General features: G+C 69.2%; 18 protein-coding genes and 3 pseudogenes. 11 read left to right on the top strand and 10 right to left on the bottom strand.

Annotated elements, in window-relative coordinates:
• Positions 1 to 109: 109 nt before the first annotated feature.
• A complete protein-coding gene (locus ACFVT1_RS31650) occupies positions 110 to 853 on the bottom strand; it encodes an SDR family NAD(P)-dependent oxidoreductase (protein WP_389801533.1) in 744 nt (247 codons plus the stop codon).
• Positions 854 to 1313: 460 nt separating this feature from the next.
• On the opposite strand from ACFVT1_RS31650, the pseudogene ACFVT1_RS31645 reads away from it, so the two are divergent.
• Positions 1314 to 1932: pseudogene (locus ACFVT1_RS31645) on the top strand (transposase).
• A gap of 807 nt (positions 1933 to 2739) precedes the next feature.
• On the opposite strand, the gene ACFVT1_RS31640 reads toward ACFVT1_RS31645, so the two are convergent.
• The gene (locus ACFVT1_RS31640) at positions 2740 to 3357 is read right to left on the bottom strand and encodes a TOPRIM nucleotidyl transferase/hydrolase domain-containing protein (protein WP_389801530.1); all 618 of its coding nucleotides are present in this window, start codon (positions 3355 to 3357) and stop codon (positions 2740 to 2742) included.
• A 772-nt stretch (positions 3358 to 4129) separates the two neighbouring features.
• On the bottom strand, positions 4130 to 5101 hold the full coding sequence (locus ACFVT1_RS31635) for an SDR family NAD(P)-dependent oxidoreductase (RefSeq protein WP_389801527.1): 972 nt from the start codon (positions 5099 to 5101) through the stop codon (positions 4130 to 4132).
• Positions 5102 to 5156: 55 nt separating this feature from the next.
• Between ACFVT1_RS31635 and ACFVT1_RS31630 the strand changes: the two genes are divergently transcribed.
• Positions 5157 to 5579 (top strand): MerR family transcriptional regulator, encoded by a 423-nt coding sequence (locus ACFVT1_RS31630; protein WP_389801524.1) that lies wholly within the window; start codon positions 5157 to 5159, stop codon positions 5577 to 5579.
• A 431-nt stretch (positions 5580 to 6010) separates the two neighbouring features.
• Complete coding sequence (locus ACFVT1_RS31625) at positions 6011 to 7441, top strand: alpha/beta hydrolase (RefSeq protein WP_389801522.1); 1431 nt, start codon at positions 6011 to 6013, stop codon at positions 7439 to 7441.
• A gap of 641 nt (positions 7442 to 8082) precedes the next feature.
• Here the strand turns inward: ACFVT1_RS31625 and sigJ are convergent.
• Positions 8083 to 9000, bottom strand: a complete 918-nt coding sequence (gene sigJ, locus ACFVT1_RS31620) for an RNA polymerase sigma factor SigJ (protein WP_389801519.1) — start codon at positions 8998 to 9000, stop codon at positions 8083 to 8085.
• A 101-nt stretch (positions 9001 to 9101) separates the two neighbouring features.
• Here sigJ and ACFVT1_RS31615 point away from each other — a divergent pair, with 101 nt between their 5' ends.
• Positions 9102 to 9482: a hypothetical protein gene (locus tag ACFVT1_RS31615; RefSeq protein ID WP_389801516.1), complete on the top strand. Its 381-nt coding sequence runs from the start codon at positions 9102 to 9104 to the stop codon at positions 9480 to 9482.
• Positions 9483 to 9528: 46 nt separating this feature from the next.
• Here the strand turns inward: ACFVT1_RS31615 and ACFVT1_RS31610 are convergent.
• Positions 9529 to 9732: pseudogene (locus ACFVT1_RS31610) on the bottom strand (transposase); the annotation flags it as partial.
• A 414-nt stretch (positions 9733 to 10146) separates the two neighbouring features.
• Here ACFVT1_RS31610 and ACFVT1_RS31605 point away from each other — a divergent pair.
• From ACFVT1_RS31605 to ACFVT1_RS31595, 3 genes are all read left to right on the top strand, one after another.
• Positions 10147 to 11970 carry an ABC transporter ATP-binding protein gene (locus ACFVT1_RS31605; protein WP_389801514.1) on the top strand — a complete coding sequence of 608 codons (1824 nt, stop codon included), beginning with the start codon at positions 10147 to 10149 and terminating at the stop codon, positions 11968 to 11970.
• 332 nt (positions 11971 to 12302) lie between these two features.
• Entirely contained in the window at positions 12303 to 12506 is a 204-nt protein-coding gene (locus tag ACFVT1_RS31600) for a hypothetical protein (RefSeq protein WP_362211628.1), read from the top strand.
• 23 nt (positions 12507 to 12529) lie between these two features.
• Entirely contained in the window at positions 12530 to 13885 is a 1356-nt protein-coding gene (locus tag ACFVT1_RS31595; protein WP_389801509.1) for a hypothetical protein, read from the top strand.
• Positions 13886 to 14646: 761 nt separating this feature from the next.
• On the opposite strand, the gene ACFVT1_RS31590 is transcribed toward ACFVT1_RS31595, so the two are convergent.
• Positions 14647 to 16221, bottom strand: a complete 1575-nt coding sequence (locus ACFVT1_RS31590; RefSeq protein WP_389801506.1) for a TIGR03086 family metal-binding protein — start codon at positions 16219 to 16221, stop codon at positions 14647 to 14649.
• 545 nt (positions 16222 to 16766) lie between these two features.
• On the opposite strand from ACFVT1_RS31590, the gene ACFVT1_RS31585 reads away from it, so the two are divergent.
• Positions 16767 to 17165, top strand: a complete 399-nt coding sequence (locus ACFVT1_RS31585) for a GNAT family N-acetyltransferase (protein ID WP_389801539.1) — start codon at positions 16767 to 16769, stop codon at positions 17163 to 17165.
• A gap of 881 nt (positions 17166 to 18046) precedes the next feature.
• A pseudogene (locus tag ACFVT1_RS31580) lies at positions 18047 to 19253 on the top strand (NAD(P)/FAD-dependent oxidoreductase).
• 259 nt (positions 19254 to 19512) lie between these two features.
• Here the strand turns inward: ACFVT1_RS31580 and ACFVT1_RS31575 are convergent.
• Positions 19513 to 21000 carry a carboxylesterase/lipase family protein gene (locus ACFVT1_RS31575; protein WP_389801503.1) on the bottom strand — a complete coding sequence of 496 codons (1488 nt, stop codon included), beginning with the start codon at positions 20998 to 21000 and terminating at the stop codon, positions 19513 to 19515.
• 86 nt (positions 21001 to 21086) lie between these two features.
• Here ACFVT1_RS31575 and ACFVT1_RS31570 point away from each other — a divergent pair, with 86 nt between their 5' ends.
• A complete protein-coding gene (locus ACFVT1_RS31570; protein ID WP_389801500.1) occupies positions 21087 to 21689 on the top strand; it encodes a TetR/AcrR family transcriptional regulator in 603 nt (200 codons plus the stop codon).
• Between the two features lie 121 nt (positions 21690 to 21810).
• Here ACFVT1_RS31570 and ACFVT1_RS31565 read toward each other — a convergent pair whose 3' ends face one another.
• Positions 21811 to 22737, bottom strand: a complete 927-nt coding sequence (locus tag ACFVT1_RS31565) for an NADP-dependent oxidoreductase (protein ID WP_389801497.1) — start codon at positions 22735 to 22737, stop codon at positions 21811 to 21813.
• A gap of 152 nt (positions 22738 to 22889) precedes the next feature.
• Between ACFVT1_RS31565 and ACFVT1_RS31560 the strand changes: the two genes are divergently transcribed.
• Positions 22890 to 23570 carry a TetR/AcrR family transcriptional regulator gene (locus ACFVT1_RS31560; protein WP_389801494.1) on the top strand — a complete coding sequence of 227 codons (681 nt, stop codon included), beginning with the start codon at positions 22890 to 22892 and terminating at the stop codon, positions 23568 to 23570.
• 70 nt (positions 23571 to 23640) lie between these two features.
• On the opposite strand, the gene ACFVT1_RS31555 is transcribed toward ACFVT1_RS31560, so the two are convergent.
• Positions 23641 to 23901 (bottom strand): hypothetical protein, encoded by a 261-nt coding sequence (locus ACFVT1_RS31555; RefSeq protein ID WP_389801491.1) that lies wholly within the window; start codon positions 23899 to 23901, stop codon positions 23641 to 23643.
• Between the two features lie 158 nt (positions 23902 to 24059).
• Positions 24060 to 25850: a glycoside hydrolase family 3 protein gene (locus ACFVT1_RS31550; RefSeq protein WP_389801489.1), complete on the bottom strand. Its 1791-nt coding sequence runs from the start codon at positions 25848 to 25850 to the stop codon at positions 24060 to 24062.

The following is a 25850-nucleotide window of genomic DNA, read 5'->3' as shown; positions in this document are numbered from 1 at the left end:
AGCGCAACACCGAGCACTCGTCAGCCACTACAAACGACGAGGCCACAGCCCTTGAAATGAGCTTCCGTCACACCAAACGCGGTTGCAGTACTAGTGTGCGAGCCAGGGTTCAGATGGCGGTGCGGCCGCCGTCGACGGCGATGGTCGCGCCGGTGACGTAGCTGGCCTTCGACGAGACGAGGAAAGCGACGACTTCGGCTACCTCGGCAGGCTCGGCCGCGCGCTTCATCGCTGTGGTTTCGGCGATCGCGTCGAACAGTTCGCGGGCCGCGCCCCGGGTGTAGACCGGTCCGGGGGCAACGGTGTTGAAGCGGATGCCACGGCCGCTGTACTCAGCCGTCCAGCTCTGCGTCAGTGATGCCAGCGCGGCCTTGGTCGCGCCGTACGCGGCGGCGTTGGCCAAGCCGAGGCTGCCGGCCATACTGCCGATGTTGATCACGCTGCCCGATCCCTTCGCCGCCATTGCCGGAGCGAAGGCGGCCACGAGGAAGAACGGCGCGCGGACGTTGCCGGCGAACATCGTGTCGTAGTCGGAGACCTTCATGTCCTCGGTCGGTGCCCAGACGGCTCGTCCGGCGTTGTTGACCAGGACATCGATCTCGCCGACCTCCGCGGCGAGCCGGTCGATGCCGACCGGGTCCTCCAGGTCTGCCGCGACGAATCGGGCGTGGCCGCCGGCTGCGGCGATCTCATCGACGGTCTCGGCGCCGCGCTGGGCATTGCGGCCGACCACGACGACGGACATTCCGTCGGCGGCCAGCCGCTTGGCAACCGCCCGGCCGATGCCGGACGTGGCCCCGGTCACCAGGGCAGTGAGGGGGTGCGGGTCGAGGTTTGCGCGCTCCGCAGACATGGGATGCACCTTTCACCTGGTCGGGGCAGCGCACGCCCGACAGGCGGGTGAACCACGATGCGCGGCCTCCTGGGTCCTATGTTCCACTGTCCCTGCCACCGCAGGCTCCAGCACCTGCGGCTACTCCGTTTTGGGGTGTGCAGCACAGTCGCCTCCATGGTCTTGTCGACCCCGTACCGGTTGGTCCTGGTAGCGGCCGGGCCGCCCGAATGCACACCGCCCCTCGCGCCATACCCGCCACTGTGCCGCGCCTGAGCGGCAGACCTCCCAGCCCGCTCCCACTCGCCGCAACCGAAACCATCCGCAGCGGCAGACGATGGCCCACCGGCCACGCGGCAGCTGCCTTGCCGCGACTTTCCGAGAGGGACGACACCGCGATACAGGGTTGACCTGGAGCGTCTGGTCGATCGAGTCGCTCTACCTGACATCGTCGCGTTGATGTGGGCATGTTGATATGGGCGTGGGGCGAGGGGATCTGAGTGCTACCGAGCGGGAACGGCTTCGACCGTTCTTGCCTGTCAATAAAGGTCGTTGCGGCCGGTAGCGGGGAGATCGACAAGTGGTCGAGGGGATTCTGCGCCGGGTTCGGACAGGGGCGCGGTGGCGTGATCTGCCGGAACGGTTTGGATCCTGGAAGACGCTCTATGAGCGGCACCGGCTGTGGTCGGCCTATGGAGCTTGGGGACGGTTGCTTCAGGAAGTCCAGGCCGAAGCCGAAGCGGCTGATGGAATCGACGGGGATACCGCGGTGGAATCGACGGAGGCATCGCGGTGGAATCGACGGAGGCATCGCGGTGGAATCGACGGGCCGTGCGGTCAGCACCTGCGTCGACGCGGTATCCGGCACAACGATTCCAGAGAAGATCGACAGCCGATGTCGCCCGTCTGCGCAAAGGGCCACGCGGCGGACAGTCACCTGGATTCGACGAAGAGCGGTACGGGAGATGCAACACTGTCGAACGGGCGATCATCCGAATCAAGCAGTCCGGAGTGGTGGCCAGCCGCTCTATGGCAAGCGCGGCTACGTCTTTCTAGGCATCCCCACAACGGCAGCCCTGGCCATCTGGCTCCGCACGTGATGTGGGGTCTGTCGTCAGCCGGCGTCGCCGGGACGCTGATGCCCGCACGGGGCCCGGTTGCCGCACTTGTCGAAGACATCGGGCTCGTCGGCGAACTCGCCGAGTTCACCCAGACCGTGATGCCCTGGTCATGGACCACCACGTTGAACGGAGACTCCTCGGGCTCGGTTACGGTCATGACGGTGAACTCCTCGCCCGGACACATCCAGTGGTCAGTTCCCCACGGCTCGACCCAGAGGCAGAGCATGCTGCCCGTTTGGTTACTCACGCTGGTCTTGGACACGTGGGCACTCTAACGAGCAGCATGGTCGACCGGACGAGTCCTCATCGGAACGCACACTGATCCTGAGTCAGGTCGTGACGGAGCGATGTGACAGAAATCGAATGCCGAGATCAGCGTCGGCGCCATTCCTCGCAGGGGGGAAGAGATCAGATAGGTCCATGATGCTGCCCACCACCGAGGCGGTAGCAGGCTTTCTGCTTCGTCCCCTTGAACTGGGCGCAGGCCGCAGTCCCGTTGGGCGGCTTCGGTTCACCGGACTGGCCGCGCTGTCCCCGCAGCGTTTCCACTGCGACACCGGGCGTCCCCCCTTCCTCGCCCGTCCAGGAGGGCCGCTTTCACTCGCCGGCCTTCGTTGCACGGCCCGGATTCCTTGTACGGCCACCGGGCCCAGTAGGCGTGTCCCTTCCTCCCGGAGACCTCATCCACATCGTGGCTGGAGCTTGACCAGACGGCGGCACCCGGTCAAGTCATTGGCGACCCGTGCTCAACCACCGTGGTCACAACAGCCCTCCTCGTCCACCAAGTCACAGGCTTGTGAGGAGGTCGTCGAGCGGCGTTGGTACCTGCTCGGGGTCGAGGGCCTCGACCAGGAGGCGGCCGTAGCGGATCTTGCGGCCTTTCTTCGTGCCGAGGAAGCGCCGCAACTGCTGCTGCCGGGGGCGAGCGTGCTGTGCGGGCTGGTGCAGGAAGGTCTGCCAGGCGCGTAGGTCGCCCTCGGTCCGGACGATCTCCTCGACCTTTGCCGTGCCGAGCGCGCGGATGAGCTCGTCCTCCAGGTCTGCCGCGCACACGAAGATGCCTCGGCGTGGCGCCTGTGCCCGCTGCAGGCCGCGGTCGAAGAAGCGCTGCTCGCGCTCGTCGCACAGTCCTGCCAGGTGCAGGCCGAGACCGGGTGGCCCGAGAAGGCCGGCGTAGCGGCCGACGCTCATCGCCCCGCCCATCGACACCACGCACACCCCCTCGGCGGCCAGGTCCCGGCCACGCCGTGCGGCCAGCGCCTCAACGGCCGCGAGGTCGCTCGGCCCTTCCAGCAGCACCGCCGTCCGCACCCCCAGCCGCGCAGCCAGATCACTCGCCGACCCGCCAGGGCCGCCGCTCGCCCAGCCACTGACCGCGTCCTGGAAATCCCGCATCTCCGCCATGGAGGGAGTCTGCACTTCCACCGACGGCACGGCACGGGATTATTCGACGGCCCCGCCCGGCATGGCCGGCGCCTCGTCACCTGGGCAGCCATCACCCCGAAAATCAAAGGCGCTTGGGATGGGCGAGGAGACGTACCGGCAGTTGGAGAAGACCGGACACCGGGGCCGTAGCAGCACGAGCTCTTCGACTGGTACCAGGACCGCTGCTTTGCGTGGGCGGAGTGGGCGCCGCCTGCCTTTGGCGCAACCCTCGATCGGCTGTGCGCGGCCGAGCAGCACACTCACGGGTGCTGGGAGGCAGAAGACCCGATTCGCGGCGCTCCTGAGACCGGAACTCCGAGCCAGTCGATCCCGTGACAACCACGGCCTGCCGGCCCCGCGACATCACGCCTCCGAGGTCAGTAGCGGCCCACAGGGTCGTGGAGTGCGCTGCGATCGACGGCCGGGGCGAGGCCCGCGTCAGCAAAGCAGGAGTGCCGCGCACCCCGACGGAGACGGCCCCGCTTCCTCGGCCCTCAAGTGCGAGGAGGTGTATTGCACCGACCAGGCGACGGTCGAACGGGCGACCCCGGATGCCTGACGCCACGGCATCCCTTCACGCCGGGAGAACCACGCCGGCGCGGCCGGCAAGCCGAGCCGGTACCTCGGACGCGCCTACGCCGCCTCCGGGACGACCGGCCCGGGCCCGGGATGGTCGTTATGAGGCCGAGGGCGGCTCGTACCACCCTGAACGCCGCAGCGGAAGACAGTGCGGCATAGGCAGAGCACGTGTTCATCGGGGGATCGGCGTGGCACCGGTCGCGGCGACGGACAGGTCCCAGAGCTGGGCGGCCTCGTCGGGGTCGATGGCGTACGCGCGGACGCCGCCGTCGTCCATGGGCTGGCCGGGGGCGGAGATGCGGGCGACGTCGCAGTCCTCCAGATAGAGCCCGCCCCGGCCGTCGAGGAGCAGGGACGTGGCGGCCCACAGGCCGGTGGCGGCGCCCTGGGAGGGGGTCTTGAAGTCGGCGCCGATCACGTTGCCGTGCTCGTCCACCCAACCGCGATCGATCTGCTCCTGAAGGGGCATCTCGCGCTGGAGACCGGTGATGATCTTGCCTGGGTGGAGTGCGAACGCGCGGACGCCGTCGTTGTGCCCGAGGGCGTCGAGGTGCACGGCGAACAGAGCGTTCGCGGTCTTGGACTGACCGTAGGCCAGCCACTTGTCGTAGCCGGTGCGGAGGTGCGGGTCGTGCCGGCGGATGGCGGTCAGGGTGTGTCCGGCGGAGCTGTTGACGACGACGCGCGCGCCGCCTGCGGCGGCCAGGAGCGGGTAGAGCTCGCAGGCGAGCGTGAAATGCCCGAAGTGGTTGACGGTGAGCTGGCCTTCCCAGCCGGGCCCGACGCGCCGCTCCGGTATGGCCATGACGCCCGCGACGGCCATCAGGAGGTCGAGCCGGTCGAGACAGCCGCTGATGTACGCGGCGGCCGAGCGGACGCTGCCGAGGTCGGCCAGGTCCATGGGGACGACCTCGCAGTCCTTCACCTCCTGGAGAGCGGCACGGGCGATGTGGGGGCGGCGGGCTGGAACGATGACCCGGGCCCCGGCGGCCGTCAGAGCCCGGGTGGTCTCCAGGCCGAGCCCGGAGTAGCCCCCGGTCACCACAGCCGTCATGCCGGAAAGGTCGCGGTCGGCCACGATGTCCTCGGCGGGGGTGGCAGCGGAGAAGGGCGAGCCGAGCGGCCGCTGATCAGTAATGGTCATGCCCCTGACGCTACGATCTAGAGCCGGGTCTAGATCAAGTCCAGGAGTGAGCGGCATGACGGCCACCGAAGCTGCCTCGCAGTCGCTGAGCATCGGCGAGGTGGCCGAACGAACCGGACTGAGCGTGCACGCCCTGCGCTTCTACGAGCGCGAGGGCCTGCTGGTCGGGCCGGTCCAGCGCACGTCGGGTGGCAGGCGGCGCTACACATCCATCGATGTCGACTGGCTGCTGATCTGCGTCAAGCTCCGCGAATCCGGTATGCCGCTGGCTGACCTCAAGCACTTCGCCGAACTGGTTCGGCAAGGTCCGGGCAACGAGGCAGAACGCTTGCGACTGCTCGATGCCCATCGACAGCGCGTCGACGCACAGATCCAGGCGCTGGAGGAGTGCCGATCCGTCATCGCATGGAAGGTCGGCGTCTACGCCGAGCATCTCGCCCGCGGCAAGGCCGGCGGGCTCTGGGACCCGACAGCCTGAGGCAAAGCCTGGACAGCCACGTCGTACGCGCTGTGCCGGCGACGGTGCGACAGGCCATGGCTCCACGGCTACAAGCGCCTGCCTTACCGAAAGCGTCAACGACGTCCTGTCCCACAGCAATTGGAAACGAATTGGCCGACCGGAGGTCCGGCGGCGGCGAGTACCCCCCTGGCCCCCGGATCATCCACACATTCCGTAAGGTCCGTTGTCCGGCGGACCTACGGCACCCCTGGTTCGTCCCTGACTTGCCCCGGAACGGCCCCTGACAACGGCACCAGGCGGCCGACAGTGCACCTAGCGTGCTCAAGGAGTCCAGGCCGGGTCGGCACATTTCTTGAGCACGTTCCTCACGTCCAGTCTCGTCAGGAGGATGGTTCATGCCGTTCAGAGGCAGGTCCGCGCTACGGCGCGCCGCCGTACGAAGCACAGCCATGGTCGCGGGAACCGCGATCGCCGCCATCGCCGGTTTCGCCACCGCACCCATCGTGAACGCGGCGCCGGTGACCGCCAGAGCCCTGCAGTGGGCTCCGTGCGACGACCCGGACAACCCGGGCGCCGAGTGCGCCACCCTCACGGTGCCGATCGACTGGGCCCACCCGGACGGGCCGACGTTCGGCCTGTCCGTGGCCCGCCGCCAGGCCACCGACCCCGGTGCACGTGTCGGCTCGATGGTGTTCGGCCCCGGCGGTCCCGGCGACTCCGGCGTGGTACGGGTGGTGAGAGGCATCAGCCGGTTCAGTCCCGAGATCCGCCGCAGGTTCGACATCGTCAGTTTCGACCCGCGCGGCGTGGGCCGCAGCAACCCGGTGACCTGCTCCAACGACCTGCTCGCCCAGCGGCCGTCACCGGAGCTGGCAAGCCAAGCGGACTTCGACGCCACGCTGGCCTACAACAAGCGGCTCCGCGCCGACTGCCGGGCACGCACCGGCCCCGTGTACGACCACCTTGACACCGCCCAGACGGTCCAGGACCTGGACGCCCTGCGGGCCGCCCTCGGCGAGGCCGAACTGACCTTCCACGGCAGCTCGTACGGCACACTGCTCGGGGCGGAATACGCCGAGGCCTATCCGCACCGGGTACGGGCGATGGTGCTGGAGAGCGTGATGGACCACAGCGTTTCCACCACCCCTGAGTTCCTGCGGTCCGGGGCGACCGCTGCACAGGACTCCTTCGACGAGTTCGTGAAATGGTGCGCGGGCGACTCGACCTGCGCACTGCACGGTCGCGACGTCCGCACGGTCTGGCAGGGGCTGCTGACCCGGGCCCAACACGGCGAGCTGGAGAACCCCACCAAGCCGGGAACCCCCCTCTCGTCAGCGGATCTGGTCAACAAGATCGCCTTCGGGAAGTTCTACGTCGTCGACTACGCAGGCCTGGCGAAGGACATCGCCGCGATGGCGTCGAGCAGCCCGCTCCCCGCCTCGCCCACCTCGGTAGCGCCGCTTCCGCCGACGACCCCCGTCTTCTGCGCAGACTGGCACCTGCCGGTGCACGACTACCAGGAATACGCCTCACTCGTCGGCGTGATGAACAGGACCGCACCCGACCTGCCCTCCCTGCTGCCGATCCAGATGACAGCGGCGTGCCTGGGCGCGCCGACCGCTAACCCGCAGCACCCCCTGGAGGCCCGTGGCGCCCCGCCGATCCTGGTGTCCAACGCACTCCACGACCCCGCCACCGGCTACCCCTGGGCGGTCTCGGTGGCCCGGCAACTCGGCCGCAGCGGCGTGCTCCTCACCTACGAGGGCCAGGGCCACGGCAGCGTCACCAGGGGCCCCTGCATGGAGCACGCCGTCGACGGCTATCTGACCGACCTGGCAGCGCCGCCACGCGGCACCAGGTGCCCGGCCGTGCCGTTCTGAACGGGCAGGCCTCCCGGCAACCCCGGCGGACGACGCGGACCGGCGGCTGGAGCGCCGAGTAGCCGGGGGAATCTCACCCCCGGCCACTCGGTACACCAGAGGGCCTCCCGACGCTCGTACGGCTTCAATACCCACGAGTTGTTCAGGAGGCCCTGCTCTCGTGCACCTGCCACGCCAGGCTCCGCCGAACGAGACTCCGGTTCGACCTGCAAACCCCGAGATCGGTAGGAAGCCAGCTCCTTATCGCTTCCTGGTTCTCTGTGCAGTGCGAGTGGCGTGCCGACTTGGTCCTGTCCGCGCCAGGTGTGTTCTTGGGCGACGCGCAGCCCGTGGTCGTCTCCGACGGCCTTCCTCTGCTGAAGCTCGGCATGCGGTCGACCGGGGCTGCGACCACGACAAGTACCGCCGCCTCGTCCGGGGTATCCGGAGTGAAGCCGCTGATCGCCCGCCGCAGCATCGAGCAAGGGTCCGGCCGGGGCTCTCAACGGCGTTTCGTGGAACGTGCGTTCGTCCATCTGCGCTGGTTCCGTCGGCTGCGGATCCGCTCGGAGGTACGCGACGACATCCACGAAGCATCCCTCACCCTCGGATGCACGACCACCTGCCAGCGGCGACTGCACGCTCTGCCGAGTGAGGGCCGATTAGCCCTCCCGCGCCCACGGCCGCAGCTTCTCCGGGTTCCGGACCACCCAGATCCGGGTGACACGCCCGTCGGAGACGTCGAACGAGGCTACGGTCATGACGACGCCGGCACGCTGGGCCACCAGGCCCGGCACACCGTTGACCGACCGCTCCAGGAGTTCGAGCCCAGGAGCCTTGTCGGCAATGGCGACCATGTACTGGGCGATGCGCGCGCCGCCCTCGACCGGGCGCAGGACGGTGCCGACCATGCCGCCGCCGTCGGCGGTCATCACGGCGGCCGGGTCGAGGAGACCGACGAGGGCTGCGATGTCCTTGGTCTCCCACGCCTCTTTGACGTGCCTCACCACGTCGGCCCGGCCGGTCGCCGTCACCGGAGCGCGCGCGACGCCCACCCGCCGCCGGGCAGAGGCCGCCAGCTGCTTGCACGCCGCGGGGGTCCGGTCGAGAACGTCGGCGATCTCGGCGAACGGGTACCGGAAGACGTCGTGCAGGACGAACGCCACCCGCTCGGCGGGCGTCATCGACTCCAGGACGACGAGGAAGGCCAAGGCCACCGACTCGTCCAGGACGATCTGGTCGGCGGGGTCTGCTGGGCCGGTGGGGTCGGAGCCGCCCGCGTGGTCCCACTCGGTGCGGTTGGGCAGCGGCTCGGGCAGCCACGCGCCGACATAGCGTTCGCGGCGGGCCCGAGCCGAGCCGAGCAGGTCCAGGCAGATGCGGCTGGTCACCGTCGTCAGCCAGGCGCCGGGGGACAGGATCTCCTCCTGCCGGCTTCGTGGCAGCCCGTACCAGCGTGCGTAGGCATCCTGTACGGCGTCCTCGGCCTCGGTCACCGAACCGAGCAACCGGTAAGCGACATTGATCAGTTGTCGCCGCTCGCCGGCTATCTCCGCTGTGCTGGTCCCGACAGTCCCCATGCTTCCGGCCGCCCCCTCGCCTTACCTTTCGCAGGCCCGCGTCGTCGGGCTGGTGAGACCTTATCGATCTACTGCCCGAGGGCGGAAAAGGGGACTGTGACATGGACACTCAGATGACGGCGACAGCGACGGCGAGCGCACAGCGGAGCTCCTCGTTCCTGCAGGTCGCGATCGCCCTGCAGACCCTGACCATCTTCCTTCAGGCGGTCTCCGCCGGACTGCTGCTGACCTCGTCCTACGGAGAGACGCTGCACAGTGCCGGAGCCCGTGTGATGTACGGGGCGTCGATGCTGTACGTACTCGCGGCGGTGCTGGCGTGGAAGCCGGGCGGCGGCTCGCCCCGGCCTGTCTGGCACGCGTCAGGTTTCCTCGTTCTCGCCTCGGTCCAGGTCGTGCTCGGCATCGCGCACGTCCCGTCGGTTCATCTTCCCCTGGGTGTCTTGATGTTCGGCCTGAGTGTGCTGGCGCTGGCCCGGCGCTGAGGTCCGGTACGGGGCCCGCCGGGCGACGCGTGTTGCGTAGGCAGGTGCGGATCCTGCGGGAGCCGTGGCCTTTGTCGCCGAAGATGTGGTCGGGTCGGGGGCGAGTGCGCGGGCGGCCGGGGCCGGCGCGCGCGATGTGGATCGTGTCCATGACTTGCTCGAAGCGTGTGGAGTCGTTGACGTTGCCGCCGGTGAGGACGGATCCGAGAGGCCGGTCCCGCCAGGCTCCTGCGCGTAGGGCAGTTACCAGTCCGAGTGATCAAGTACGACGAGTCGTTCGACCTCCGAGGTCAGAGGATCAGGCTAGGCCGTTTCGTTTGACTCGCCTCGCAGTGTCCTGCGTTTGCGCGAGTGAGGGGGCTCTACGGCTACAGGTAGTGCTGTCGCCGCGGAACTGAAGTTCCGCATGTTCAGCCGGTGACCTACGGCATCGCGCCGGCGCGGGTGCAGCCGGGTCTGACGCTTCGTGAGGCGCCGGAGCGCCTCGGCGTCGGTTTCGATCCCGATGCCGGCCTTCTCGGGCAGCTGCGGTGACCGAGGCTTTTGTGCCTCCCCGAAAATCAGAACGGGTCATCCGATCGAGTGGTGAGAGGCCGGAAAGAGCGGGCGTTCGTCAAGAATGGTGTCGGAGGCGCTGACGGCGGGGCTCGGAAAGGGGCCGACGGTGGCTGATCGACGTGTGGGTGTCCTGGTGTCCTCGGCGGCATTTGCTGTCCGTCTTGCCTGGCTGGCAGACCGGCGGGCGCTGGTCCATGTGGTCCTGGTGCAGGTTCTCCTGGCGGGCGCGGTGGCCGGGGGGCTGGTTGTGGTGCAGACGGTGTTCGGGTCGGTGCTGGCGCACGGCCCTGCGGGAGCAGGGCGGTCGCCCCTGCTGGTGCCGGCTGTCATCGTGCTGCTGGTGGCGGGCGCCGCGGCCGGTGCCCTGCGGTTGTCCGGGGCGGCACGGATGGCGGTTCTGACGGTGAAAGTGGACCGCCTGGTGGCGGGGATGGTGCTCCAGGCCGCGGTAGCGGCCGAGCTGCCCCGGTTCGAGGAGCCCGGATTCCACGATGGTCTGCAGCGTGCGGTGTTCGCCTCGCGTCGCCAGCCCGCCATGGCAGTCGTCCTCCTTGTCACCGCTTTCCAGGCGGCCTTGACCGTGGCGGCGGTGGGGGGAGCTTTCGTGGTCATGGCGTGGTGGCTGCTCCCGCTCGTGCTGCTCAGCGCCCTTCCCGCGATCAGGGCAGCGGGCAATGAGCGCAGCGCCCACCACGACCTGCACCACGGGCTGTCGGAGAACCGGCGGCTGCGGGAGTATCTCGAGCAGTTGCTCACCGGCCGTAGTGAGGCCAAGGAGATCCGGGCTCTGGACCTTGGGGCGGTGCTGACCGGGCGCTGGCAGGACCAGTACGCGCGCGAGGTCCAGGACACCGAGGCTTTGCTGAAGGCTCATGCGCGGCGCCGGATGGCTGCCCAGGCCACCGGAGGGGCGTTGACCTGTCTGGCGGTTGGCGGCCTGTGGTGGATGGCCGGTAACCATCTGCTGCCCCTGTCGGTGGCTGGGACGGCCGTGGCGGGAGTGTGGCTGCTCTCGGTACGGCTCAACGCGTTCGCGGGCATGCTCACCGGTATCGGTGAGAATCTGCTGCGTCTGACCGATCTGAGGAGCTTCACCACCTCGGCCCCCGGCATCCCGGAAGAGGCGACAGCACTGACCTGCGGGCAGAGGCCGTCGACGGGGACGGAGCTGGGGCCGTTGCGCGCTGAGCGCCTGAGCTACACCTACCCCGGCGCGGACAGCCCAGCGGTGAGGGAGGTGAGTCTGGAGGTGAAGCCGGGGCAGGTCGTGGCTCTCGTGGGGGTGAACGGGTCGGGCAAGACGACGCTCGCCAATCTCCTGGCCGGGCTCTACCCGCCGGACAGCGGCCGCCTGCTGCACGACGGGGTCCCGGTCACGGACCTCAGGGCCCATCGAGCGCGGACCGCGGTGGTCTTCCAGGACTTCACCCGCTACAAGTTCCCGGCCCTGGACAACGTCGCCTTCGGCCGCCCCCACGGCACCGCCGACCCTCACCGGGTACGGGAAGCGGCACGGCAGGCCGGCGCACTGGACTTCCTCCGAGAGCTCCCGGACAGCCTGCACACGCCGCTGGGCAAGGAATTCACCGGGGGCGCGGACCTGTCCGGCGGGCAGTGGCAACGCCTGGCCCTGGCCCGCGCCTTCTACCGCGACGCTCCCCTCGTCATCCTCGACGAACCCACCGCGGCCCTCGACGCGCACGCGGAGGACCAGCTCTTCACCCGCCTGCGCCAGCTCTTCACAGGCCGCACGGTGGTACTGATCTCTCACCGGCTGCGCAGCGTCCGCCACGCCGACCGCATCTACGTCCTGCAGGCCGGCCGCGTCGTCGAAGAGGGCAGCCACGACACCCTGCTGCGAGCGGACGCCCACTACGCGGCCCTCTTCCGCACCCAGGCCAGCGCCTACCACGACACCAACACCCCGTGACTCATCGGGAACCGCCGCCCACATCCCGCGATCAGCGAGTCGGCCTTCCCTCATTGTTTGTGACAGGTTCAGTTGACTCCGCATCGGCCATGATCGGCATCCGTTCCGGCGACGCCCCCCGGCAGAGGGCCGACCATGGGCCTGGCGAGGGACGGCCGCCTTCAGCTGCGCCCTTCTCTGTGACCTGTCCATCCGCCGTGTTCGCCAGTCGAACATCCGATGGCGCCCACTTCGATGCCGGCGGGGGCTCAGAACACCTGCCACAGACACATAGCCAAGCTTCATACGTGTGGGTGATACACACAGAGTCGCCGATCCTGCACTCTTTACGCATGGTCACCTACCTGCAAGAGACGCGTCCCCTCACCCCCGACACAGAGATGATCGCGGAGATCGAAGAGATCTTCACCGACGCCTTCATCGCCCCCAGCGCCTGCCGGATCCAAGGAGAAGGCTGCACCGGATCCGTCGGCTGCTGCCCCGGGCTCGTGTGTGTGTCCACCAACGGCTTCAGCGGCTTCTGTCAGCAGCCGTAGCCATGCTGCAACCGGGAGTGGTCGTGGCTGAGCTGGGCAGTGGCGGGGTCCTGGTGGACACCGGCAGGCCCGCCGCGGCCTACCTCAGTCCGACCGCCCTCGGCTGGCTCCGAGGCCGGCCCCCCGCCGCCGAACACCACGCCCAGCACACCCACTGCTTCACCCAGTGGCGGGCCGCCGGCCTCATCACACCAGACACCGAACCCGCCGAACCCGCGGTGCACGACGACCTGCAGGCACAGGCAACCGACTGCGCCGCGCTGGCGCCGTACCCGGTGCTCGTGGTGGCGATGGCCGCCACCTGCAGCTTCTGCACCCAGCTGACCGCCGATCTCACAGCGAATGCCTCCAGCCTGGCGCGCCTCGACGTGTCCGTGCTTCTGGTCGACGGTGACGACACCCGCCTGCTCGGCCGGCCCCTGGCCGGACCCGCACACCAGCACCTGACCCGCCTCGGCCAACGCGCGGCGCACCAGGGCACTCCCACCGCCGTGCTCCTGGCCCCTGGACGGCCACCCCGGGTACTCACCGGTTTCAACGAGGTCAGCCACGCCCTGGTCGAGCTCAGCGGCGCCGACCCGCAGGCCACCGTCGTCGAGGCGCCCACCAGCTGTTCGGTGAACGTCGCGGCCCAGCCTGTCGACGCGGTCCTCACCGCCCGGGTCAACGGCACCCGTCTGGGCATTGCGGTACGCGGTCACGAATCCCTCCAGATCGCCGAATCCGCCACCGGCGGTCTCTGCGACACCGGCTACACGCCCGTCACCCTCACCGTCGAACGCCCCGGCACCTTCTACCTCCTCTTCCGCGGCGGCGAACTCCTCACCCGGGCCCGTACCCCCATCGCCCTGCAGCAGAGCCTCGATGCAGTCCTCGCCGGCTATGCACGTCACACGTCGCCGGATCGGGGCGCGATCCCGCTGCTGTGCGGGGCCGCCGTGCACGACGGAGGGCATGCCGTCCTCTTTCCCCGCACCTGGATGTCCGACCTCGTCAAGCGCGCCCGGCAGTTGAACCAGGCCGGCTGGCGGCTACCGCCCGAGCCCTACACCACACTGCGGACCGTCCCCGCCACCGGTGTTCTCCACCTGCCTGATCGGGCCCGGCCCGGGCAACCCGGCCCGGCCGTCACCGCGGTTCTGACCGAACCGCCCCACGCCGGCTCCCCATCCACACGGGCCTGGCTGCTGGCATCCATCGTCAACTGGATCGCACGCCCGGCCACCACCGATGCCATTCACACGCTGGCCACATCCCTGGAACCCCTGCCCGTCCACACCGGCACCTGGCAAGAAGCCCTCACCCACCTGACACGCCCTCATACCCCCGAAGACGACCCGCACAGCAGGCACAACTCCTCGGGAAGCCGGAAAGAGTAGCCGGAGCGCGTATTCCCCGGCCCGGCTGATGGCGGAGGCCCCGGGAGTACAGCGCCCCGGGGCCTCCGCCGTGCGGAGCCGGTCGAGGGCAAATAGGCGTTGGGGCCGATGGCTGGTCTGGCCTGGCACGGGAAGGGACCGAAGGTGCCGACGCTGCGGGATCTTGCGCGCTATGCGGCTCCGAGAGCTTCCAGCCGCGAAACGAGCCCCCCCGGCCGACTGCCTGCTGCGGACGAGCGGTGGGTGTTCATGCCGAAGCGGACGGGCCGGCGCGCCATGGTCCACCTGCCCGGTGACGGCACCGTGCTCCTGGACGGTTTGACGGACGGTTCGGCTGCCCCGGGGCGGGGCTGTAGCCACAGGTACGCTGCCGTCGCTGGTGGTGGGCGCCGCAGACCATGGAGTCGAGCCCGTCAGCGTCTATCTGTGGGAACGGATGCTCGGCGACGCCAGCACGGCAACCTGCCGGAGCTTCGGCTACGACCTGCTGAGGCGGCACCGGGTGCTTCCTCGGCATTATGTCGAACGGAACCAGCCGCCGAGGTGGTGGCGGCGCACGATCGAACCCCCTCGGCCAGGTGCACGGAGAGGTGCTCGCTCTGCGTGGGTGTGTCTGACTTGTCGAATGCCGGGGCCACGCGCATTTCAGGGTGTGTGGCAGGCCCGCCTCCAGGGAGCCCCGCGATGTGGCGGCGCTCCCCGGACCGCGGTCCCCGTCCCGGAACTGGGGCGGATGCTCTCGCGCTGGGGCTGCTGGACTGTCAGGAGAGGGTACGACCAAGGTAGGCGGCCAGACGGTCGAGTGCGCTCGCGTCTTCGGGCACCGACTGTGGCGGAGCGAAGGACCCGGCGGTGGTTCGGGGCAGGTCGCCGTAGATCTCCCGTACGACCGGAAGGGCCGACTCGGCAAGATCCGGGACGAAGCCGTGGGGGCGTCCGATGGCTCGGGCCAGGTCCCAGCCATGGACCAGCATCTCGATCACCAACTGCTCGACCAGCCGTATCCCCGGCGCCGGCCCGTACCTCTGCTTGAGCATGCCCGGTCGGCCGAAGGCGCTCAGTGCGTTCCGCGAAGCGGTACGGAACGCCTCGACGTGGTCGTCGCCGAGGTGATCGGCGGTGAAGTCGGAGCGAGGGTCGCCGTTGGCCAGGCCGGCCCACAGCAGGTTCTCCCAGACCAGATGGTTGAGCAAGGTGCGTACGTCCCAGTCGGCACATGGCGTCGGTCGGCCGAACTGGGCCGGGGCCACGGCGGAGATGAGGGTGCTGACGGCATCCAGGACCTTTTCGCAGGCGTTGAGCACGCCTGCCGGTTCCCATGCGTCGTCCCCGGCGTCGTACACCTCACCGAGTTTCGCGGCACGCGCACCGGGCGAGGGGTTGGATAGCAGCGCCGTCTTCAGCCATTGACCGGCGGCAGCCATGCTCGGCCGCCTGGGCCGGCCGTTGATGACGCACAGCAGCTGCCAGTACCGCTCGACGTGTGTGTCGGAGGCGACGTCGAGCTGTTCCAGAAGCAGGCTCCGCGCCTGCTCATCGTCAACGAGCACCTTGGCCGTCGTAGACGCCTGTGTGGGAATCCAGGCCGCGACGATGGCGGCGACGACGGGGTCGGCCGCCGGCGAGTCCGGGGCGATGCCCTCCTCCGTTGCTGTTTCCACCCGCTGCAGCCAGTCGTCGGTCGCGTGCTGGGCCTCCTGCAGCACGCCTCCGTCGTGCTCGCCCGGGTTGCGCTCGGCGGCATACCGGGCCATGCGGCGCATACCAGCGCGCAGAGCAGGGTCCCTTACGAGTTCGCCCAGTTCGAGCCACGCGTCCACCTGCTCGTCGGTGGGGTCGGCGGGAAGGTCCGGGGCCACCGCCAGCAGGCCCTGACGGTAGGTCGGAACATCGAGCTCCCCAAGGGCTTCCGTCACGAAGTCGTGGATGATGGTGCGGCGTTCGGCGGCGGACATGCGCGCCAGGTCGGTCATGGTGGTGAGTCCCTCGGTGGTGGTGTCTCGGCGGGTGACGGAGCGCAGCACGGCCTGCTGCGATCGCAGCGTGCGGATCTGCGCCTCCAGCGCATCGACGTGGGTCGCGGCCACCTCCGCCAAGGTGTGTTCGCGCTCCAGTACGTCCCGGATCGTCGCCAGGCCCAGGCCGAGATCCCGCAGTGTGCGTGCCAGTTGCAGACGGGCCAGGGCTTCGGTGCCGTAGACCCGGTAGCCGGCGGAAGTCCGCTGAGCCGGGTGCACTACCCCGACGTCGGACCAGTGCCGGATGACTTTCACTGTCAGCCCGGTCTTCCGCGCGACTTCTCCAATGCTCCAGAACGTGTCGTCACCGACGTGCATGCGCTCCATCCTTGGGTCTCCCACGGTGGGAGAGTCAACCAGCCGGGCACTCGGCCTTCGCCGCGGCTCCGAACCGCACTTTCGTGGCACCGGATGACCGATCGGCCGGTGAAGCACAAAATCCGGCCGAGTGCCGGGCGAACACGACGCAGCGACGTACCGGTTGCGTGGGTACCTACCGGTGAACATGGGTGGGGAGAGCCACCTGTACGCCGAGAGGCGGCCTGGTGTCCCAGTTGTCAATGGGTCACGACCCTGCGGGCCGGGGACCCTGCAAGCTGAGGTTGACCGGCGCGATGCGAGCCAGCCGCCGGCCGCAGGCTCTCATCGCGTTTCTGACAGAGGAAGGTGAGGGTGAGGTCGAATCCTTCGATCTCACCCTCACCTTCCTGCGCAGCAAGCGCGAACAGGACCGGCGCTTCCAGCGCGCTGGACCCGTCTCCCTGGGAATGTCCGTCCTGCCTCGCGCACGAGATGACGGACGAGCGGTGGCAGGACACCGCGGTCGGGACGAGTCCAGATGCCCAGCGACCTACGATGCGGCCATGACGATCACGTATGAGTGGCGCGGTGACTTCGACAACACAGACCTCAACGCACTTCATGCGGAGGCGTTCGGGCACGGCCAAACGCTCACCGACTGGCACACACAAGTGAATCGTCACAGCCTCGGCTGGGTCTGCGCGCGGAAGGCGGGCAGGCTGGTGGGCTTTGTCAACGTCGCCTGGGACGGCGGTGCCCATGCCTTCATCCTCGACACGATGGTCGCTCAGGACCTGCGCGAGGCCGGCGTCGGAACCGAACTCGTGGCAGCAGCAGCCCGAGGTGCCTGTTCGGCGAACTGCGAGTGGCTCCACGTTGATTTCGAAGAGCACCTGCGCCCCTTCTACTTCAACGCCTGCGGCTTCAGGCCGACGGACGCAGGACTCATCGCTCTGCGCTGAACCAACTCCGTCCCCGACCACGGGCGCGGTTGGCGCAGAGAAGGATCAAGATCCGCAATGTGCGCACCGTCGACGTGGCCGTCCGCGGCTGGGTGCCCGGCCGAAGCCGGCTCGCCGGACTTCCCGGCGCAGTCCTCGTGGGTGCAGCGGCAACAGGACGGTGGCCTGCGGTACACAGGTAGCGGCGGCGCCGGGCGGAGCGACAGAGAACGCACAGCCCCGCCCGCCTGCTCCAGGCCGCCGCGACCGGCATGGCATCTTCGTCCGCCCGCTCACGGACCCGCCGCTCCCGCTCCTCGGCGACTTCGAGATTTCTGATCCGCACGGTGGGCTGCCTCCACATCAACCAGTCCGAATCGCTCGACCTGGCGGCAGTTCCAGCTCGAACCAGACCACTTTGCCGGTCGAGAGCCGTGTCGCTCCCCACCGCCGGGCCAGCCGGTCCACGACGAGCAGGCCGCGGCCGCCCACCTCCAGCGGCGGCGAGTGGTCCGGGCCGGTCGGCCCTGCAGGTCACCCTCTCCGTCCTGGAGCACTACGCCTACCGCCCCCGCCAATGCGGCCTGTATCTGCGACCCATCCCATCACCACGACCCCACCCTCCGCAGTGACTCCGCAGGTCATTCAGAGTGGCGGTCGCCCTCCGGGGCGGCCGGGGATCGCAACCACTCGGGCCCGGTGGAGCACGCGAGCGGCCCCCACGACGCGGCGGTCGCCCTCCGGGGCGGCCGAGGATCGCAACTCGATATGGCCTTCTTGATCCGGAGATTTCCGACGGATATCGATTCGAACTGTGGTGTGCATCACATCGATCTCTTGTCGCGGACGGGTGGTCCGCTTCCATCTGGTGGTCGTCGGAAGCGATGGAGGAGGACGGAACGATGAGCACACAGCAGGAAACCGGCGTGACGGTCACACACCGTGTGGTGGTTCTGGGGGCTGGGTACACGGGCATGTCCGCGGCCATCCAACTGGCGGCCCGGGGCAAGCGGCGCGAGGGGATGCAGGTGACCGTGGTGAATGCGCAGGAGCGGTTCACCGAGTGCATGCGGCTGCACATGACCGCGACCGGGCAGCGGCTTGCCGAGCTGAGCATCCCGGAGCTGCTGGGGGGCACGGGGGAGCGATTCGTACGGGGCTGGGTGACGGTGGTGGACGCGGACGCCAAGACTGTGCGGATCGACGACGACCGGGTCCTGCACTACGACACGTTGGTGTACGGGCTGGGCAGTGTGGCCGACACGTCGGCGGTGCCGGGGGCCGAGGACCACGCGTACATCCTGAGCAGCGCCCGGGACGCCGAGTTGCTCGCCGACCGGCGGGGGCAGCTCGGCAGCGGCACGGTGGTGGTCGCCGGTAGTGGGCTGACCGGCATCGAGTCGGCCGCGGAGATTGCCGAGCGGCACCCGGAGTTGGACGTCGTGCTGCTGGGCCGGGCCGAGCCAGGTGCGGCCATGAAGCCCAAGGCCAAGGCTGTACGTGCACGCCGCGCTCGACCGGCTGGGCGTCCAGGTGCGCGCCGGGGTCGAGGTGGTGAAGGTGCTGCCCAACGGAGTGGAACTGGCAGGCGGGGAGAGCATCGCCGCCGACGCGGTCCTGTGGACGAGCGGTACGCGGGTGCCGCCGCTGGCGGCCGCAGCCGGGCTGGCCGTCGACCGGCGCGGACGCGTTGTCACCGACGCCGCACTGCGGTCGGTGTCCCACCCCGACGTGTACGCGATCGGTGACGCGGCCGCGATCCGCCAGGGCTACGGCCTGATACACGGCACCTGCCAGGGCGGCATGCCGACCGGGGTGCACGCTGCGCTGTCCATCGACCGTGTGCTCAAGGGCAAGCAGCCCAAGCCGTTCCGCTTCGGCTTTTACCACACGCCGGTGAGCCTGGGACGCGGCGATGCGGTGGTGCAGTTCGCCCGCCCCGATGACAGCCCGCGCCGAATCTGCCCGACCGGCCGCCTGGCCGTCTGGTACAAGGAGACGGTGACCGCCTCGCCCTGGCGGGCCTGTGGCCGTATGAAGAAGATGCCCGCCTCGGGTGCGTTCTGGCCCCGCGGGGGCCGCTTCACCCGTGTTCGGGAGGCCCGGTGACCAACCTGTCGGCCCTCCCCGACCGGCAGGTCTTCCACAAGCACCGCAGACGGCTGTTCTCCGTGGCCTACCGCCTCCTGGGCACTCGGTGAACCTCACGATGGGTGCCCCGGCCGCGAGCACGGCGAGCAGATGGCCACCGCGGTGAGTACGTGATCCCCGCTACATTGTGGCTGGTGTCTGAGCTGGAGCACCGGGGCCATGGTGGACAACTCCATGCCCCACCTGCCGGGAAGACCCAGGCGGACCGGATCCTCGTCTACGTGAGGTCAAAGGGGGCCGGGTCGTGTCCCTCCCAGACCTGGCGAGAGGCCTCTTCTGGGTAAGGCAAGGTCTTCGACTCGATATCCAGGACGCGAGTCAGCTGTCGCTCGGGCCGGTGGGCGGGCCACCCGGGGTCGCCGGTCGTGGCGAAGCGGACCCATGCCCGCTGCAGTGCTGAGGATACTGCCGAGACCTCCGGCGTTGGCCGGTCGCCGAAGAAGTGCCGGCCGGCGGGGCTGTCCAACGTGCCGAACGCCAGGGGAACGTCGAGGCTGTGGCAGGCGCCCAGGACTCCGCCGGACGCCGGAGCCGCCAGTTGCAGCTCGAAGAGAAACGACGTGCCTCCAGCCGCTTGGTTCGCCTGGGCCAGCTTGAGTGAGGGCATCCGGAAGAGGGCATCGGAGTACACCAGTTCGAGCAGTTCTTCGGGGGTGGCCTGTGGGTAGGCGGCGCGGTAGGCGTCGGCGCCGTCCGGTGCCGGGGCGAACAGATCGAGGGCCGTGTGGGCCTCGTCCTCGGTGAAGGTGCCCAGCCGCCCCATCATGACGCTGAACAGCCGGAATTCATCTCGGGTGTGGCCGACGAGGAGCTCGATCCCGCCTGTACGGCCGCCGGTCAGCGCTCTCCAGGGCGTTTCGGTGAGCACCACGCCGTCGAGGACCGGGCACACGGCGACGCCGATCTGCGAGAGCCGACCCCAACTCTTGCGGTGGCGGGGAAGGCCGACGCCGAGGGCGGTGAGCTCGCCGGCCAGTCGCAAGGGGTCGATGCCGGACAGGGCTTCAGCGTCAGGTGCCGCACCGACCCGGCCCGCGAGCGCGGCGGCGACTTCTTCCGCCAGCGCGCGGGTGCACAGCGATCCCGGCACCGAGTGCACGATGGCCCTGCGGACCAACCCGTGCGCCCGCTCCATCGTCAGCAGGGCCGCGATCGACCCCGCCCCTGCGGACTGTCCCGCTACTGTGACCCGGTCAGGGTCTCCGCCGAAAGCGGCGATGTTGCGCTGTACCCATTCCAAGGCCGCGATCTGGTCGAGGAACCCGCGATTGGCCGGGGCGCCCTCGACAAGAGCGAAACCCTCGACCGCCACCCGGTAGTTGATGCTCACCAGGACCAGGCCCGCGCTGGTCAGGGCCGCAGGGTTGTACATCGGGTCACTGGAGGCCCCTGCGATGTAGGCACCACCGTGGATCCACACCAGCACGGGCAGTCCGGCCGCCCCCGGGGCCGGGGTGCTGACGTTGAGTGTGAGCCAGTCGTTACCGACTGAGCTCTCGGCCGTCGGTCCCGCCTGCGGAACCACGGGGCCGAACTCCGTGGCCTGCCTCGTCCCGTCCCACCCCTCTACCGGGGCAGGCGCCTGGAAGCGCAGCGGCCCGACCGGCGGCTGAGCATAGGGGATGCCACGGAACACCGCATGCTCTCCCCGCCAGCACCCTTCGACGAGGCCCTCCGCAGTCCGTGCTCTCGGTCGTTCGGACATGCCACATCCTTCCTCCACGAACGGACTCCCAGCTTTTACCGGTCAGCTGTATTATGTCAACTGTATTGAAACAGAGGAGTCCAACGATGCCCAAGCAGGTGGATCACCGCGAACGCCGCGAGACGATCGCCCGAGCGCTGTGGCGCGTAGTGGAACAACGCGGCATCGCGCACGCGAGCGTCCGCGAAGTAGCCCAGGAAGCAGGCATGTCCCACGGTGCGGTGCAGCACTACTTCGCCACCCGAGAAGAGATGTTGGTCTTCGCCATGGACTTCGCGTCCGAACAGACATCACTACGCGTCGCCGAAGGCGTCAGAGAACTCGGCAACCCACCACACCCCCGTGACATGCTCCGAGTGATGCTTGCGGAGATGCTCCCTCTGCATCCCGACGCACGCGCGACGAGCCGGATGAGCGCCGCCTACGTCCTGGAGGCACTGCACAACGCGAACATCCATACGCGCGCACGCGACGGGTTGACTCACGGCCGCGACCTCGTCGAGCAGATCGTCCGCCAGGCAATCACCGATGGCCACATCAGCCCCGACCGCGACCCGGCGACAGAGACCAACCTGCTCCTGGCCCTCACCGGCTTGACCCCGCTCATCGAACTGGGTGTGATCGAGCCCCAAGAGGCCCTGACCGCCGTCGACCAGCACCTCAACCGACTGTTCACCAGCAAGACCTGACCGCACCCAATCGCCGGCCGGCGCCGGCGCGCGGTCCTGCCCAGGTCGCGCCGGCGAAGGCCACGGTAGCCGTGGCCGCCCTGCTTCGGGCCGCTGGTTGCGGCCCGAAGCATCCGCCGTGTCAGGGCACGGTGATTACGATCTTGCCGCGCGCGTGGCCGGTGGCGCTGACGTCATGAGCTGTGGCGGCCTCCTTCAGCGGGAACACGGCGTGCAGCGGGACGGTGAGGCGGCCGTGGTCGGCGAGGTCGGCCGCCCGCGGTAGTCCTGCCCAGCCCGGCGACTCTCCAGCTTCGGAGCGGGAGAACCGCACTCCGTGCCGGCCGGCGTCGAAGTCCGCGATGGTCACCACGCGGTGCGGGTCGCCGGCGATGGCCACCAGTTCGGCAAGAGAGCCCTTACCGGCCGCGTCCAGAACCACATCGACACCGAGCGGAGCCAGTGGGGCAAGGCGATCGGCCAGCCCCGCCCCGTAGGTGACCGGTACGACGCCGAGCTGGTCGAGGAAGCCGTGGTTGCCTTCGCTCGCGGTGCCGATCACGGTGAGGCCGCGGGCCTGGGCGAGTTGCGCGGCCGTGGTGCCGACGCCTCCGGCGGCACCGTCGATCAACAAGGTCATGCCTTCGGCGGCTTCCAGCGCGTCCAGTACACGTGTGGCCGTGTCGATATTGCCCGCGGCGCCACCCGCTTCCTCGAAGGACCATGACTGAGGCTTGGACGCCCACGCTTCCAGCACGGCGTACTGGGCCGCGGCACCTCCCTGATCCACGAAGGGGACGAGGCCGAAGACGGCATCTCCCACGGCGGTGCCGGTCACCCCCTCTCCCACCTCGTCGACAATTCCCGCGGCATCCATGCCGGGTACATGAGGGAAGTCCACGGTGGCGATGTCCCGCAGCATCCCTGAGCGCAGGTACCAGTCAGCAGGGGTGACGCCGGTGGCACGCACCGCGATGCGGACCTGACCTGGCCCGGCGTGCGGCTCTTCGACCTCCTCGAAGCAAAGGACCTCGGATCCGCCATAGCGGTGGTACTGCACAGCAAACACGGACAACCTCCATACACATGGCACGTAGTTCAGCAGGAGAACTCGCAGCCGCTCACCTCTGCGGCAGAGAGCTGACCGCGGGGCACCGCGGCACCAGGTCACGCTAACCCGCTAAACGGTCGGCCTCTTCCGTTTGTGATTAAGTGGGAGACATGCCTGCCCAACTGTCTCGGAACCCGCCCCCCTCCGCCTCCGGCCCTCCCGCCCCGGGGCAGAGAGCCGACGCCCGGCACAACCGCGCCCGGCTCCTCCAGGCCGCCCGCGAGGCGTACGCCCTCAACGGCACCGACGTATCTTCCAGCGCAATCGCCCGCAGAGCGGGCGTGGGTGCCGCCACCCTCTACCGGCACTTCCCGACACGCGGCTCACTGATCGCCGCTGCGTTCTCCGAACAACTCAGCCAGTGCGTCGCAGCCCTCGACGAGGCCCTTCAGGACGACGATCCCTGGCACGGACTTCGCAACGTCCTCACCAAGGTGTGCGCGATGCAGGCCCAGGACCGCGGGTTCAGCGCCGCGTTCCTCTCCCAATTTCCCGACGCGCCCGACGTCCATCGTGAGCGTGCCCGCGCCGAGGCATGCCTTGCCCAGCTGGTACAGCGTGCGAAGGACACCGGACAGCTGCGCAAGGACTTCGACCCCAGCGACGTCACCCTCCTGCTCCTGGCCAACAACGGCGTCCTGCGAGAGTCCCCGGCGGCCTCCATGGCCGCATCCCGCCGCCTGCTCGCCTACTTCCTCCAGTCCTGCCTGCCGACGGACGGCACCCCCCTGCCCCAGCCCGCGCCACTCCGCCTTGACGACCTCTACAAGCCACCGCATCGAACGGGGTGACCGCCGGCGTCCGCCCGGGGGCACGCGCCCCTGACGTGGATGTTCCTCAGACCCCACCACCGCACTGCCGTCATTTCTGCTCGACATTTCGGAGCTCGTGATCGCCAATCGCCTCCGAAGACCGTCGACAAACGCTGTTCCTGGAAATCAACGAAGCCGGCAGGCGGCCGTCGCCCTCAACGCCGAGCGCATGGGTGAGCAGCGTGTGCCCGAAGCACCTTTCGTGCGGATCCGTTCCGGATGCGAGAAGCACGGTGAGCGCCTCGTAGCGACTGGCCTCCACCGCCTTGTGCGCAGGCGTCCCATTCGAGTCGTTGGACGTGTCGATCACCTGAGAAAGCCTACGAGGACGCTGCTTATGCAGGCCGGGGCCCTGACACTTTCGCAACAGGCCCAACGGCTCGGATTGGGTGAGAGCGGCCTGCCCGTCCTGTATGCCCCAGAGGCGAGCCTTCCGCTGCTGCACCCGCGGATGTGACCGGGAGGGCGTCAGTGCGCGACCGCGCTGTGCCCGTAACGGAACAGCGGTTCGGAGGTATCGAACGGGACATCCTCGCGGGAGTCCTCGACGGCCCGCATGGAGGAGGGCAGGTCGAAGGGGAGGGTGCCTTCCGCGGTCGTGCGGCCGAAGGCCACGTCGAGGACGATGTCGTCGTCGGCGCCGAAGCTGCCGAGGAGCAGTATCGCTCCGGTGGCGAGCCCGGTGAGGACCGCGGGCCGGTCGAGGTGCACGTCGATCACTGTGGGGACGGTCGCGGACAGCGCCTGCAGCCGGGCCAGTTCGGCGGCGGGGAATTCGAGGGACCCGGCGTGGAAATGCTGCTCCAGGAATCCGTCTCGCTTCTCGTACGGGGCGGTCAGACGCAGTACCGCGAGGTCGGCGTCCTCCGGGCGGTCGACGAGACGGCCGTATCGGGCGGCGACTTCGGGGGCGATGTTCTCCACGTAGAGGGCCGGTGTTTCGGGCAGCGCCGTCAGTGTCTTCGCACGGTCGGTGAGCTGGACGAGGGAACGCAGCTGGACCCGGCGGCCCAGGCGACGGGTCTCGGCCGCACCGACCAGGGCGCTTGCCGCGTCGGTGTCGACATAGGGGTCGTCGAAGAGGCCGAGGCGGAACTTGTCGCGCAGAATGCGGCGTACGGAGGTGTCGATGCGTTCCTCGCTGACGGCGCCGGAGCGGACGGCGTCGACGATCCAGTCGGGGCGGGTCTCGCCGCCGAGCTGGTCGACGCCGGCGTCGAGCTGCATGAGGACCTGCTCGGGGAGGGAAAGGTCCTCGACTCCCCAGTTGCGGGGCGGGAGCCGGACGATACCGGGGATCTCCATGCCAGTAAGGGAGTTGAAGTCGGTGCACACCACGCCTTCGAAGCCGTAGCGGCCACGGAGAAGCCCGGTGATGACCTCGTGGTTGAAGTTCGCGGCGACCTCGGGCAGGCCGCTGCCGGTGGGGATCGAGTAGCAGGGCATGACCTGAGCGGTGCCGGCGGCGAAGGCCGCTTCCCAGGGCTTGAGGTGGTATTCGAGGTTGTCGCCGGGGAAGGCCTGATACTTGCCGTAGGCGAAGTGGGAGTCCTCCCCGCCCGCCTGCGGGCCGTGGCCGGGGAAGTGCTTGGTCATGCAGGCCACGCTGTCCGGCCCCAGGGCGTCGCCCTGCATACCGCGGATGTAGGCGGCGAGCATCCGCGCGGCACGGTCGGCGTCCTCGCCGAAGGTGCCGCTGATGCGGGCCCAGCGCGGCTCGGTCGCCAGGTCGGCCATCGGATGGATGGCCACGCGGATTCCGACGGAGCGCAGTTCCCGGGCGGCGGCCGCGGCGAATTCCTCGACGAGCGTGGGGTCGTCGGTCGCGGCCAGGCCGATCGGTTCGGGGCCGGGGCTGAATCCGCCGTCGGTGTGGGCGGTCATGGGGTTGGCGGTGAATCCGTGGCGGGGGTCGGAGGAGAGGGTCACGGGGATGCCCAGACGGGTGTCGGCGGCGAGGTCCTGGACGTGGTTGTTCCACGCGGCCATGGCGCCGGCGGAGGGGACCTGGATCATTGCGAAGTGGGTGAGGTGCCGTTCGGCGATGAGGTCGGCACCGGACGGCATGAAGCCGTCGTCGCCGGCGGCCATCCGGCCGTGGCACATCTGACCGGCCTTCTCCTTGAGCGTCATCCGGCCGAGGAGGTCGTCGACGCGGTCGTCGACGGGGAGGTGGGGGTCTTCGTACGGCTCCATGGTGCCGTTGTGATTGAGGTCGCGAAACGGTGTGCCGTCGTGGTGGCGGAGGCGGGAGGTCAC

Source organism: Streptomyces sp. NPDC057963 (assembly GCF_042887155.1).
Taxonomy (GTDB): domain Bacteria; phylum Actinomycetota; class Actinomycetes; order Streptomycetales; family Streptomycetaceae; genus Streptomyces.
The sequence above is the reverse complement of the archived record's forward strand: the minus strand, read 5'-3'. Positions and strand labels throughout refer to the sequence as shown.